Annotated in this window: 7 protein-coding genes; 1 reads left to right on the top strand and 6 read right to left on the bottom strand. The window is 37.2% G+C overall.

All coding sequences use genetic code 11. The annotated features are described in order from the left end of the window. Window positions 1-159: 159 nt before the first annotated feature. From K5X82_18845 to K5X82_18835, 3 genes are read right to left on the bottom strand one after another with little or no spacing between them, the layout of a single operon-like run. Window positions 160-945, bottom strand: coding sequence for a YoaP domain-containing protein (locus K5X82_18845; protein ID QZT37258.1), 786 nt, complete (start codon window positions 943-945; stop codon window positions 160-162). Between the two features lie 3 nt (window positions 946-948). Further along, window positions 949-1212, bottom strand: a complete 264-nt coding sequence (locus tag K5X82_18840) for a zinc ribbon domain-containing protein (GenBank protein QZT37257.1) — start codon at window positions 1210-1212, stop codon at window positions 949-951. A 4-nt stretch (window positions 1213-1216) separates the two neighbouring features. Further along, on the bottom strand, window positions 1217-2071 hold the full coding sequence (locus tag K5X82_18835) for an AraC family transcriptional regulator (protein ID QZT37256.1): 855 nt from the start codon (window positions 2069-2071) through the stop codon (window positions 1217-1219). Between the two features lie 664 nt (window positions 2072-2735). Between K5X82_18835 and K5X82_18830 the strand changes: the two genes are divergently transcribed. Next, window positions 2736-5486 carry a hypothetical protein gene (locus K5X82_18830; protein ID QZT37255.1) on the top strand — a complete coding sequence of 917 codons (2751 nt, stop codon included), beginning with the start codon at window positions 2736-2738 and terminating at the stop codon, window positions 5484-5486. A gap of 431 nt (window positions 5487-5917) precedes the next feature. On the opposite strand, the gene K5X82_18825 is transcribed toward K5X82_18830, so the two are convergent. The 3 genes from K5X82_18825 to K5X82_18815 form a co-directional block, all read right to left on the bottom strand. Beyond that, window positions 5918-8284: a TonB-dependent receptor gene (locus K5X82_18825; GenBank protein QZT37254.1), complete on the bottom strand. Its 2367-nt coding sequence runs from the start codon at window positions 8282-8284 to the stop codon at window positions 5918-5920. 541 nt (window positions 8285-8825) lie between these two features. Further along, window positions 8826-11630: an NPCBM/NEW2 domain-containing protein gene (locus K5X82_18820; GenBank protein QZT37253.1), complete on the bottom strand. Its 2805-nt coding sequence runs from the start codon at window positions 11628-11630 to the stop codon at window positions 8826-8828. Window positions 11631-11807: 177 nt separating this feature from the next. Next, window positions 11808-14636 (bottom strand): helix-turn-helix domain-containing protein, encoded by a 2829-nt coding sequence (locus tag K5X82_18815; GenBank protein QZT37252.1) that lies wholly within the window; start codon window positions 14634-14636, stop codon window positions 11808-11810. Window positions 14637-14932 lie beyond the last annotated feature (296 nt).

Below are 14932 nucleotides of genomic sequence, written 5' to 3'. Positions count from 1 at the left end.
TACATAAATTGATATTCTTAATTCAATACGTCTTTAATAATGATATATTTAGAGATATAGCAAACAGATGGAAACAATAAATTTGAGTCTACTTATATCATTTGTCTATGCAACCTTATATTCAAGAGAGCTTCACTGGAAAATTAATTGAATGAGATATCATTTTTTCTTTGCAGCAATGAATTTGTCCATTAACATATCAAACCGACGATCCATACAGATGCTTATGTCAGTGGTCACAAACTGACCATTATAAAACAAGCTAAAGATAGTTGCAGGTGTAGGTGCTTCTTGTGCCTCTGATAAAGTCTCTAGTTTTCTTATATGAAGCGGTATCTTTCTTCTCTTTGTAGTTTCCACTAGTGATGTGGAGACATGATATTCTGAGAAAGGACAACGATTGGTATAATAAACTGTAATTCCATCATCTAAAGGACACATTCCACTTTGCACACTCTGCTTAAAAGTAGGGTTTGTCCCACTTTTATCAAACTTTAACACCAACAGACTAAACCCATAAGAAAGTTTCTCGAATACCTCAAAACCTTGTCGTAATAACCATTTTGTATCACTCATAAAATGAAATTTCTTGGTTCCCACCACCGTCACCAACCCTAATTTTCCCTGGGCTTTTGCATCATCAATAGCATATTGCAATAATTTTCTTGCATTCCCATGTCCTTTATACCTTCCTGAAACCCAAAAACAGTTGATATTGATATAATTAGGTGCATCAATTGGCAACCATGCCTTCTCTGCTGGTCCATACTCTATAAAAACTTTTGCTCTAGCATCGATACGTCTGAAGACATATCCATTATCCAACTCTTTCTTTAACCATGATTTTTTCAACTCATAGCTCTCTTTGCATTTCTTATCAGAGATCGCACAACAAATATGCTCCTTGTCGATATTTTCTTTACTCAGTAGTATAAAATCGGCCATAACCTATGCATCTTTCCATCGTTCCAACTTCATTAAACTCCTCTTATTCATCAGCAATTTCGACCACCAACGCCATTTACCAGCTGCGACCATTGCATCTACCGTATGATCGACAAACCCATCTAGTCTGTCTTCAAAAGTAAATTGTCCCTCTTGATAACAATAGCTACAATATTTTTCACTTCTCTCATTCCCCACTTCTGTTCCTCCACCTTGAGGATCTTTTGCCATCGGCATATGGCAACTTTGACAAAACTTATTTTTCATATGATTATTTGATAGGTATATAAATCTCAGTAAGAATATCTTCTTTGTTTACTTCACTAGGATCGTTTAGATACTTTTCATAAGACATACGATTACGTAACCGCACCTCGCTCTCTTGCAACCATCCATAATAAATATCATCATACATCTGTCCCAACTGCGAGTAGGACCCACGCAATGTAAAGACCGCAAATTGACCACCTTTTAAAGTCAAGGTTCCAATCTCGCCATCCCCTTCTACTGGTGCTTCAATAGAGTAACAAGCATAAAATCGACACTTCTCATTTTGCGTAATATTAGGGTCATCAAAACTCAAACCAATGGCTTCGGTCTGTCCATTAAAAAGACGATGCTCAGAAACAAATTTACCCAAACGTTCCCAGGCTTCATCATAAGCCTTATGCGAACCATACTTCGAAATGATACGAATGTATGCCAACAACTTATCCTCTTCATAACGGATTTCAGGGTGCAACCCCAGCCTATCCTTTCGGGGCTTCCTTTTAGAGTCAAAATAAGATTCTAAATTACGAAAAGCAGATGGTGTGATCCCAAAATGTTTCTTAAAAGCCTTAGACAAAGCCTGCTGATTGTTATATCCAACTTTTTCCGCAATCTCAGTCAGACTCTGATCGGTAATCCGCAATTTACTCGCAGCACTCTCTAAACGTATACGATGGAGATAGGCTCCCAACGACTCTCCAATATATGCCTTAAAAATTCGATGAAAGTGATACTCCGAGATATGTGCCACTTCCGCCAATGTCTTTAAGTCTATATTTTCACTTATATGAAGTTGAATATAGTCTACTACCTGATTGAGTGACTCATGATATCTATCGTTTGTTACTTTTTTCATTTCCTGCCTTTTGTCTCAATTATATTTGATCTAATTTAGCATTTATATTACTCTTTTGTCAAAGATAATACATGTCAAATTGCACCAACTTATCCATTCTTGCTATTTCACAAGAGAACAATGATTCTCATCATCCCATCGATCAAAACAAGAACAATTTACAATATAATTACAAGACAAAATATTGTCAATGAAAATTCATTCCTTATAATATGCTTTAGTAAACAATCTACAAAACACACAAAAGATCATAAACACAGTCTTCATTTGAAACACTTTATAATAACACATACCGACTTACTTAGCCAAAAGACAAATAGGCTCAAAAGTGGTGCCCTTAAAAATCTCTTATTTAATACCAATCGAATCATGAAATAATGTAATTTGAGATTAATGACATGAAATAGTCCTTATTAAAAGGAGAAAAAGCACAATAATTTCCCATTGAATTGACAAAACTAAAGTATAGGGATCATAATAATTAAGTACTATTTTGAAATGTGAGATCCCCCAGTCAATATATATTAGCATATTTTTTCGTTTCTTCTTTTAACTCATGGTTGATTTTTATAATTTCGTTCTTATCATAAAGACAAACTAAAAATGGCCAATTATTATTTTACTGGGCTGTTTTGAACAACTATACTATTAACATAAAAAGCATTTGAAACCTATGATATGGACTTCTACTTTTAGGACTCTTTTATGTGTGACAGGAATAGTGTTATCTTGTATTTTGACATCACAGGGAAACACGAAATCAGACACTTTCACCACTTCGAAACACACCATCTCGACTTATGATTTTTCTTCAAACCTACCTCTAATCACAAACAGTTATGCGTTGGCAGACAGCACTTCAAAAAAGAAAGGAAAGCCAATAGAAGAAACGAAATATGATTTCCCTTCAAAGGCACAACAAGCGGTAGGAAAGGTGACCTCCAATGTAGAAAACGCAGTGAAAGTGATCACAACAAAAGCAGATAAGGTCATCAAAGATATAGGCCCTGTTGTGGATACTACGGCCAACAAAGTGGCTAAGGAAGCCAATCGTATTTTTGATGATATATCGACAGCAACCAGTAAAACGATTGACGATTTATCTTCAAACAAAGTAGATGAAGTAAAAGAAACCAAGTCAACTCCAAAGGAAACTTATACCACGGAGCATAAGTTTGATCGAGCGATGACACTCCTTTATGAAGAGATGGAGATAAAAGAAGGTTATGGAATTCTTCAATCGGAGGCACGCAAAGGCAATATCAAGTCTCAATTATTTCTAACTTTGTATCCTAATGCGACCAAATTCAGTAGCCTCTCTCCTAGCCTTGATCAAATTTATGAGGGTGCAGTGGAAGGTAATGTAGAATACCAATATTTGTTAGGAAAAAGTTATCTCGGAACAGATTATATTATCCATATTGAAAAGGCTGTCGTTTGGTTACAAAAAGCATCCAATAGTAAACAGATTGCTGCCACAAGGCTGTTGGCTCATTTGACATATTATGGTATAGGAGTAGTGAAGAATGAGGGGAAAGCTTTTCAAATGCTCACCACTGCTGCAAAACAGAAAGATACGATCGCTTTGCGAATGATAGCCGATGCTTATCTATATGGAAAGTTCAAGAAAAAAATAGATCCAAAGAAAGCCATCCCATTCCTTCTTCCTCTTGCACAGAGTGGTCAGGTGACGGCACAAAAAGAACTGGGAAAAATCTATTACCGAGGGAAACGAAGTAAATCGATATTATGGTACCACAAAGCGGCAAATCAAGGCGATTTGGAGGCCAATAAATTATTAGCAGATCTGTATTATGAAGGTACTGGAGTGGTGAAAGATTACAAGAATGCAAAAACACTATATATCAAAGCAGCTGATCTGGGGGATGTGGAGGCATTGACGCGATTGGGCGACATCTATTACTATGGCAAAGGAGTAAAACGAAATTATAGTACCGCATGTGGATGGTATAAAAAAGCCATGATGAAAGGGGCTAAAGCACCAGCGGAGAAATTATCGACGTGCTATGACAAGGGATGGGGAGTGAAACGAGATCCGATCTATAGAGATTTTATTTTGGGTAAAGCCAGTAAACATTACAAGCTGACGTCAGAAGAGAAAAGAGCATTAGGGGATAAAGTGCGCTTGTATAATTTTGGGGCGAAGTTAGATGTTGATTTTTCTGGAGAGACCCACCATCGTATTGGTCGTGAATTCGATAAAAAAGGTGATTTTAAGAAAGCTTTCTATTGGAATAAGGAAGGGGCAAAACTAGGCTATGTCACATCACACCAGATATTAGGCGATTATTATATTAAAGGAATGGGAACGAAAGTAAACAGAGATAGTGCGCTACACCATTATATTGTTGCTGCTTCGTTGAGAAATAAGAAGGCCAATAAACATCTAAAAACCTATAACTATAAACGTGCTAATCCTACGATTGTAAAGAAAGATATTGAGGCTTTAACAACCATTGCATATCAAGGAAATAAGCGTATTGCAGCCTTCCTATCTACATGTTATGACCATGATGATATGGGGGTGAACTACGACCAAGAAAAAAGTGCTTTTTGGAAGAAGGTAGCAGAGAGCCAATCGAAGGTGATAGCCTTGGACCAGTGGAGTGAGAAGCAATGGAAAGATCTTGATTTCATTACGAATCAAGCGTATGCCATGAATTTTAAAGCACAATCAGTACTTGGATATTGGTATCTGACAGGTATCGACCAGAAGGAAAATCTAAGTAATGGAATGATGTGGTTGCAAAGTGCTGTAAGAGGAGGAGACAAAGATGCTGCATTCCTATTGGCATCAGTGTATTATGCTGGCTATAAAACCATCTTACCGAATAAAAAAGCTTATGCGACATGGATAGCCAAAGCATATGAATCAAAGAATGCAGCAATGAAATTGGCTGCAATTCAATTGAAACTATCTCAAAATTTATCGGCAACATATCTCGCTCAAGTGATTACGGACTTAAAAGCACTAGGGAAAGTAGATCTAAATGGTACAGCTCTTACATGGACACAGTGGATTACCAAACACCCAAGTGAAATCACGCAAGCCATCAATTCAAACCATCGTTTACGTTCCATTGAGCTATTGGCACGTATCTATTTTTATGGTCCTTACCCTATTCACGACCCGAATAAGTCAATGATATATTATCAACAAGCAGTAAATCAACAGAGTGTGATCGCTAAAATCAATCTAGGTTATGGCTATCAGTATTCTTTGATACCACAAGGAAGAAGTACCAAGGCTTTGTTCTATTGGCGCGCTTTGGGAAGAGAAAATAGTGCATTGGCTAAACCATACCTATACAGAGCCTATGATCAAGGTATAGGTACAAAGAAAAATAAACGCTTTGCCAAGCGATATCAACCTTCAGAAAGCCAAGTGTTATAGAGGGCTAATGGCAAGAAAATATTGCCACAGATTTTAAAGAACCGAGGATGATACATACGGAATGGCACACAGATGAACACTGATTTTTGTTTATGCTGCGATATTCCCTTTCAGGGAATATCGCAGCATAGCCCAATGGTGAAAACCATAGGGGGAACGAGATAAAAAATCATATAAAGGCTGAAAGTACGATTCGATCATTTTGTCGATGTTAGTGTATGAAGGTGCATGAAAAAGGGAACCACAAAGGATTTTGGTTGTGGCAAGATGCCGAGCAGGAGTTCGGCGTTACCAAAAGGTGTCGTATCCCTTTCGTACCAAGGCATTGGCACAAACTTGGTCATATTGGATGTCTATTTATGACAAAAGTGTATAGTGAAGAGATATATGATCATATAGTGTATGATATATACCTCTTCTTTATATTTAAACTACTTGACTCTGCCTTCGATAGATTCAGCACCTGTTGATCTTCGCCTTTTGCTTTTGACTTGATTCGATCCTAGGTTATAGGAAAAGGTCAGGCGTAACATGGTTCTATCGGTGGATTCAGAAATGTCCAGATGAATATCGCCACTATTTAGCGTAGAAGCATAACTATTCCATCGGAAAGGATCCACTAGAGTTGCAGAGATAGATCCTTTTTTGTTCCATAGAGATTTTATAAATCTAATATTCAGATTTGCTCTTGGGTCTATTACCGTTTCAAACCAGTTGCGCTTTGTGGAATAGAAAAAGGTCCATTCTGAGGTAAAAGTCTTTGAAATTTTAAATTGGTTGTATAATTGTACACTTGCCCATAGATTATCACTATTCCAATCTCGACCTTGGTATTGATTATCGTAGATGTCGTAGTTTGCTACGGCAGAAAAATTGGATCTCCACCAAGAACCTATCCTTAATGGAATATATAGATAGAGCGAAGTTTTATTTGAGTTTCCAAGGTTTTGATAAGTATTTACGATCTCATTGGTTTTTGGATTACGCTGAGGATCTAAGAATATTTGATCATTGTATCTTGAGTGGCTAAGCGAAAGGGTTACGACCGATGGAATGCTATACCTCAAATTGATGTAATGGATATAATAAGGTTTCAAATTGGGATTCCCTTGCTGATAAATATTATAACCATTATAAAAACGATATGGATTGAGTTTAGAGAGAGAAGGTCTTACTATTTTATGTAAATAAGAGACAGAGAGACTGCTCTTTTTGGTCAAGGATTGTCGAAAAGAAAAGGATGGAAACAGATCCCAATAGTTATCTGAAAACTCTTCTTCTGTATTTCCCTTATAGTAAGTATGTTCAGCTCTCACACCCACTGCTATGGAGTTCGTTTTCCATTTCTTATCTAATTTGGCATAACCTGCCACAATGTTTTCATCATATTTCGTATCGATATTCTGAGGAGTTGTCTCTACTTTCTCAAACTCAACATAGCCTTGCTTTATGGATCTTTTTAGCACATTTGCTTTCCATCCTGTTTCCAATCGGAGCTGGTTTCGAAACGATTTCACATAATCCATACGTGCCGTAAGGATTGTGTTCTGATTATCGATATTCTGACTATTACCGCTATAGACATCATTTAAATGAGTAGATTTCATCAGATGGCTATTGTCATTACCAATATACGAAAGTGTGATATCTGTATTGAGCGAAGCTCCCGTAGAGTCTATCTTCCAATGATGATTTAGGTTTGAAGTAATGTTCTTATTGCTATTATCTTTAAATAGGTCGGACTGAATCGATACATCTTTAGGCTTATCCTCCTTTTCAGGGTAGATATAGGTTTCGATACCACTATCATCCTCCCCGTTATAAGTTCCTGCTTGTATTAACAGCCCTATGGTGTGCTTTTTAGATGCAAAATAGTCCAATCCTAAAGTTATATTATTGGATACCCCATCTGTCTTTTTGAACTCATGGTTTTCATTGATATATTTCTTATCGTTCTCTTGGTAATGTTGAACCTGATCAATATCCTTTTCGAATTTACCCGTATAGAAACCATAACTCCCATACCAGTTCATCTTATTCTTACGATAGTTAAAAGAGATGGATGGAGAATAGACCATTCCTGTCTTTTTGATTCCTGCACCTAATATAATGCCACTATTGATCCCTTCTCCTTTATCATATTTCAATTCGATATCTACGATACCACCTGTAATGTTAGCATCATATTTTGCATCAGGGTCGGTAATCACTCTTATGGACTTGACATTGTCTGCTTGGAGAGAGGCGATATAGTTCTCGGCCGCCTTACCCGACAGATTTAAGGATCGGCCATTGACATAGATGGTAGCCGTTTTGCCCATGACACTAATCTGTGTACCATTCTTCAATACTCCAGGTATAACCTCTAGTACTTCTAAAGCTGATTTACCTTGTGTGGATGTATAATCTTTCACTTTCACCGTAAAACCAGTTGCATCTTCTATGATGGCTTTTTTGGCACCCTTTATCGTGATTTCATTCAAGTTATGTATTTTATCCGAGAGGGTGATATGTTTGAGGTCTTCGGTGAGTTGTACAAACTTAGGGCTATAGCCTATATAGCTAATTTTTAGGAATGTATTTTGTTGTGGTGTCTCGTCAAACACAAAGTTGCCCTGAAGATCAGTGATGGTGTTGGCTAACAATGTCGAGTCGGGAGATTGACAGAGTAAAACATTGGCATAAGGGATGGCTTTGCCATGCCTATCTCTCACCACACCTTCTAACTTTTTTTGTGCTTGCACACCCAAAGAAAGGACACTTATAAGCATAACACACAAGAACTTAACTCTAAACATACAATAGTTATTTCTATATTATAAAAAATACTTTTTACTTAAAACCGAAGTGTGATTTACTAGAGTTAGAAACAAAGAATACAGCTGATATTTATGGTCTTATTAAAGCTAGGCATATCACAATTTTATCATAGGTGATTTCAATTCTTGCCACAACACCACACAACATCTCCTCGAGACACAATAGTTGCTATGAGATCTTAACATGACACTAATTAAACTCTTATTTACAAATACATATATTTAAACATAAATTAACCTATAGATAATCTAATTATAGGTTAACAAGGTCCAAAAGAGAGAGAAGACACACAATAGTAAGGCTAAAGCCCTAGCCCATGATGTCAACCACAATTTAGCACTTCTTGAAGGTTAAGCCTATAGTAAGATACATATCGAAGTTTCTATCCAATTTCGAGACATGTAAATAAAAAAGCATGATTTGTGACGATATGCCGTTACAAACCACGCTATGCTGTACATTATTTACATGTATAAAAGAATCTAATTTGAGATCCTTGATATCCCCCATTAAAGTATGTTACTCTATTACGATCCACTGGTAAGAGTGTGCTGCAATATTTACTTTGATTGTGATGGAACCATCTTTAGTAATTTCATACACTCTCTTCTTACCGTCTTTTATTCTCACGGATGCTTTTTGATCGAGTCCAGTATAATATAGAGGTAATTTGATATTGCGCTTGATATCTTTATCCGTAGGATTAAAAAACATAGCCAACCCTTTTTCTTTAAGATCAGGATTAACATGAAGGAATCCATCCCAGTCTTTACCTGATGCTCTTTTAAGATGTATCAAATCACTGTTAAGGATATCTCGGTATTTCTTATACCATGTAATTACCTCTTTTACCAGTGCTTTTGTTTTTGAGGTATCATATAACCTAGGACCTCTGTAGCAAGCTTGCACACCAGAACCGTAATTCTGCATCATATGATTTTCATAGTCATCAAGGTGATCATTTAAAGGTTCTAGGGTAGCAGCAGCTCCTCCTCCATGATATTGTGTCAGAGGAACAAAAGTCCAACACATACTAGGAATACGTTCCCATAAGCCATCATAAATATTCATTCGTCCAATAACCAGTTGACGCTCACGTGGTAATGACCAATTGACCTCACGGTAACCGATTCCCGTTTTGTTGGATCCCGCATTGAAATAGAAATCTGGGATATTCATATAAATTCCCTCTGCACGCATCCAACGATATAGATTTTGTATTTGAGCATACTGTTTCCATTGTGAATCATTCAGACCATGATGGTGTTTATGTGTTGTTGATGCACAGACATTGCCTGGATATGAACCATCATTCTCAAATACCTGCATTCCTGTTTCTTGATAAAACTTCTTCATTTTACGGAAGTAGTCATATCCCCATTCACTACTTAGGCATGGAGAAGATCCAAATATCATTCCCCCTCTTTTCCCTGTCTTGGGATTGATCACATCGACTTCATCACTAATCCAACGGCTGGATAGTAGAGAGTATCCTCCGAGCTCCACCCCTTTGGAATTGGCATATTCTCTTAAAGCCTTAAACTTTTTGTAGTTCTTCGCCGACTCATTTTCCATATTTAGTCCACTACCGAAGCTCAAAATAATCATCTCATACCCCACTGCAGCACATTGATCCACGGCCCTTTTTACCTTTTCTTCGTTGGTAGATATCAGATGAAGAAAAATTGGGTTTTCAGTTGTCCATGGAGAGATTGTACGATACATCTTTCGAATAAATAAACCTTGGCGCTCTCTTTCACGAGTATCTAATGGCATCTCCCAAACTCTAAAAGTGGTTAGGGTGTCTTGTGATGGAATATCAGTATCAGGCCCTAACGGTGATTTCACTTCGAGAATACAAGGCACAGCCATTGGATAGTTTGTTTGGGAAGTATAGCGTAAATCTTTCTCCCAGAAAACCGTATGATTGGATGTTTTCTGATTCATTCCACCAAAGGCATAGTCAGTCTCAACATGAATATTCGGTTTGATCCAATGTTCAGGAATATCCACAAGATCTTCTCCTGGCACCATAGCCAACTGCTCCACTTTGAAATGATTTAACCTGATCGGCAATTTGCCTCTATTGATTACTTCAATCCACTTCGACAGGGTTGGAATTCCATCGTATAGTGCAAAATGGATCTTCACCACTATTTGATCTTTTACAAGAGTAAAGATGATCTCTTTTCCTCTAGGCATACTTTTATTGCTTGCCCACCGTACTTGTTTCCATTTCATACGTGCAGAAAGAGGTTTCACTTCAAAGTCCGTCACTTGAAAAGCCGTAGATAAAGCGGTCATTTGATCTACCCATTTCATTAATGTATAGCCATATTCGACTTGCCCACTTAAACCTCCAAGACTATAGCTTTTGCCATCGATGGTTAAAACACCTTCATTCGAGACAGCTCTCAACAGGCTCTCACCAGTCATTTGGTTCGTGTAATCGATGGTTGCAAGATTAGGCATTAATCGAAACCGTCTTGCAATTAATTGGTTGGATATAATAATATCTTTACCATTTTCTGAACGATACACCTGTGCTTTGACCTGACTATTATCTAACAACCAATCATAGGATGGGGTTGCCAGTGGTGCAGAAATAGAAGGGAGTTGTTCTATTTTCTTTGTGAGTTTTTGCTCAATCTCTTTGGGCTGTTCATACGTATCTGCTAACACATCGGATGCAATAATAATTGGTGATTTTGAGCGATAGGTCACTTTGGGATTAACCCATACTGCATGATCTCCACTGCTTCCGTCTTTTGCATCATCAACAATAAGTTGTAATAATCCTCCTTTTGCTTTCACATCGATCTGTTTTAGCGGATCCCCCTGTGTCATCAAGCCACTATTGTATATCTCCTTTCCATTATGTAGTACCCTAAAGACAACAGAACCTCTATCTACAGTTCCTGCTTTCCCTTCTACTCCTAAAAACTGTTTATGTCCGTGTGCTACTTTGTAGAAAATTCGTTTTCCATTAGTTAGTGGGATAGATTTAATTGGGTTCGTTCCTTTCTCGTTATCTCCACCATAGTGGATCAAATTATCTGCAACTCCTATTTCGGCGGAGAAACGTTGGGCACTATTGAGTTTGATGGTGATCACTGAATTTGAAAGCACCCCAATACCTTTAGCATATGGTTTACCATCAATCGAAATCGGTTCTCCTATCACCGACTTATTTTTTATCGGGATACTTATTCGTTGTTCAATCTTCGACATATCGAGATTTTGCACCTCAACTACTTTCTGTGCTTTTATCGGATTGGCATAAAATGCAAAAACAACCCCTAAGGCATAAACGATGAATCTCATACTTAATCTAGTTTTGTGTTTTAATTGGTCTATCTATAGAAAACACCCATTAAATAATGAATTGGGTATAACACAAACATAAGATTCCTAAAAGGGATAGAAGCATATCTGTTTTTTTGTATTCAAAAGGAGGTCTTTTTGCGCAAAGGAACCATATAAACACTATAATACAGACAGTTACAATACAGAGTATTTTCTACGAAATGCCGACGGTGTCATACCAGTATTGGTTTTAAAGATGCGATTAAAAGCCGATTTAGAATTAAATCCACAATCCCAAGCAATAGAGATAATAGTATGATGATGGTAGATAGGATCAACAAGACGCTTTTTCACTTCTTCAATCCTATAGTCATTCACAAAATCATAAAAAGCTCGTCCGACCACTTCGTTTAGAAGATGGGATAACTGATTGGGGGTAACATTAATCTCTTTTGCCAAATCTGAAAGGGTTAGTTTGACATCCAAATAAAGCTCTTTATCAGTCATACATTTTTTCAAATGGACAATTAACTCTTCCTCCTCTGGAGATATGACTATATCTTTGGGGGTATTTCGTTTTTGCTTCTTCAGGTTCAAGATAAATGCCAACAATAAAAGTAAGCCTAACATCCAGAACCAAACATATGCACCAAAGATATGACTCGTAATAGTTACTGTCAATTTTAATGTATCACTATAACGATCTTGATCGACACAACGGATTTCTAAGGTGTATTTACCTGCGGATAAATTTGCATAGCTGATGGTCGGATCATTTCCCTGATAGTAATTCCATGTTGTATCGACCTCTGGCATCCTCCAAGCATATTTATTTCGATTACAACTGGCAAAAGACATCGATGAAATCTGTATTTTGAAACGATTATGGGTTTTAGGGAGGGTTACAAACCATTGCTGATTTTTATTTTTCCCCCATACCACACAATGATTTAAAGTATCTCCTTGGCGATAGTGTAAATCATCAATAGTTAAAGAGGTGATTTTTGGAGTATTCAAGGTTCGCTGCATTGGAAAATCCTTGGGATCAAAAATATTTACACCTGCAGTTCCTCCAAAAAACATCTTGCCATCAGGATCTTTCCAAGCACTGTTTTTTCTAAACTTACCACTTAACACCCCGTCATAATCAGAATAGTTCGAGAATGTTTCAGTTTTCGGATCAAAGCGAGAGACACCACTATTGGTAGAGATCCACAGGTTTCCGTCGTCATCTTCAAGAATACCATTCACCTCATTATCAGGCAAACCATCTTTTTCAGTATAGCTTCTAAAAGTATAATGTGTTATATGGTTGTCATCTTGAGATTCCACCACTTTATTAAAACCTGCTCCAGAAGTACCAATCCATAAATTAACTTCACTATCTTCAAAAATAACAAAGACCTCGTTATTGCTTAAGGATGTTCTATCGTCGGGATGATGACGAAAATGTTCGAACCATATCCGACCATCCATCTCTTCGTGCATCAAATTAAGACCTGAACCATTAGTTGCAATCCATATGCGACCATTATGATCTTGAAAGACTTTAAAGATGGAATTACCGGATAACGAATGTTTTTTTCCTTCTTCAGAAGCATAATTTGTAAATTGAAACTCTCCTTGATCATCTTGGGTAAGGATGGAAAGTCCACGGTAAGTTCCCAAGAGGATACGCCCAGTTCGATCTTCGATTATCGAAGTGGTTGCACTACTTGGAATAGATTGCTTTGAACCACTTTGATGAATGAATGATTTCCACTTAGATTGGTTTGGTTTGAGAAGGTTTAGTCCACCATCAAGAGTTGCTACCCATAAGCGTCCTTTTGAATCTTCCATGATCTCAGCAATATGATGGCCTGAAAATCCCCTCTTTTTTGCTTCAATCCCCAAATGAGTAAAAGTAGGAGCAGTTATAGAGCTATTCAGATCCATTTGTTCCAACCCACGATCTCTTGTCCCCAACCATAAACAACCTTTCTTATCACGAAATATAGATCGGATAAAACTGTTGTCTAACCCATAAGGATTATCTGGATTGTACTCCCATTTAATAAACCGTTGGCGTGACCAATCATAATAATCCAATCCCTCTTGAGTACCTATCCACACAACTCCCATCTCATCAGTAAAAATATCATAGAGGTCATTACTACTAATTGAAGTCTGTAGAGAAGGTCTAGAGAATAAGTATTCAGAACGCCCCTCTTTAGGGGCATAAATGGTCAAACCACCACCATAATTACCCATAAAGAGATTCCCATTCCTATCCTCTGCAATAGAATTAAAGCCTTTTCTCAAGGGGTGTCTCACCTCATTAATATGTTCAAAAACACCTCTATCAGAATGAAATCGATAGAGCCCATGACCCCCAATCCCCCAGAGAAGACCATAACGATCTTGATAAACCCTTTGAATATTTGCAGAAAAATGTTTTATATGTCGATAATCATTGGAGTTCAATAAGTCCACCCCTCCATTATGGCATATCCATAAAAATCCCTCCTTGGTCTCATTAAATGAATAGATGGTCTTACCCTCCAGAACTTTTTCAATCGTATGATTCGATTTGAAATATCTATAGTTTCCTTTTATCGTACCAATCCACAGATAACCATTTTGATCTTCAAGTAGAGAAGTGATAATAGAGTTGTCTAAATGTGTCTTAATAGCAAAAGTATCTTGAAAAGCTGTCGCTTTACCTGTCACAGGATTCAACTCACAAAGGCCAGTAGTAGTCCCAACCCAAATATTACCATTAGATGAAGGGGTTAAAGAAAATATTTTATCTCCACATATTGTATTTTCACCCCCCTGTTTATATATACGGAATCGATACCCATCAAAACTTGACAACCCATTTTGGGAACCAAACCACATCATTCCATCTTTTCCTCTCTTGATCACACGCACCTCATTGTGTGACAAACCATTCTCAATCGTATAATGACGAAATAATGGCTGTGGCAATCCTTTTACACTCCATATAAGGAGTAATAGTGTAACAATATAGAATTCCTTCATATCTATAAAAATAACACTAAAATAGATATTGTCAATAGGATGAACTAAAGCTTAAATAAAACTGAACCTTAATAATGCTATATTCAAAGCGCTGAAGTTGTCTCTTCATCACCACGCTCACGAATCGAAACAAGGAAGTAAATGATATTCCTGTAAGTAGTCTGCCAACCAAGATAAAAAGAGGCTTGGAAAGTCAAGAAGTTAAAAATGTTCGTCTACTGAGAAGGTGGGGCTACATTGAATAAAAAGATCTTTGTAAAGTATAACTGATTTACCTAAGCCGTATTATTCATATC

This window comes from Prolixibacteraceae bacterium, assembly GCA_019856515.1.
GTDB classification, from domain to species: domain Bacteria; phylum Bacteroidota; class Bacteroidia; order Bacteroidales; family Prolixibacteraceae; genus Halosquirtibacter; species Halosquirtibacter xylanolyticus.
This window is presented reverse-complemented; position numbering and strand designations above follow the sequence as displayed.

Excerpts from the sequence above, each read along its gene's own strand:
- K5X82_18845 (QZT37258.1), bottom strand. The coding sequence starts at position 945 with ATGGCCGATTTTATACTACTGAGTAAAGAAAATATCGACAAGGAGCAT.
- K5X82_18840 (QZT37257.1), bottom strand. The coding sequence starts at position 1,212 with ATGAAAAATAAGTTTTGTCAAAGTTGCCATATGCCGATGGCAAAAGAT.
- K5X82_18835 (QZT37256.1), bottom strand. The coding sequence starts at position 2,071 with ATGAAAAAAGTAACAAACGATAGATATCATGAGTCACTCAATCAGGTA.
- K5X82_18825 (QZT37254.1), bottom strand. The coding sequence starts at position 8,284 with ATGTTTAGAGTTAAGTTCTTGTGTGTTATGCTTATAAGTGTCCTTTCT.
- K5X82_18820 (QZT37253.1), bottom strand. The coding sequence starts at position 11,630 with ATGAGATTCATCGTTTATGCCTTAGGGGTTGTTTTTGCATTTTATGCC.
- K5X82_18815 (QZT37252.1), bottom strand. The coding sequence starts at position 14,636 with ATGAAGGAATTCTATATTGTTACACTATTACTCCTTATATGGAGTGTA.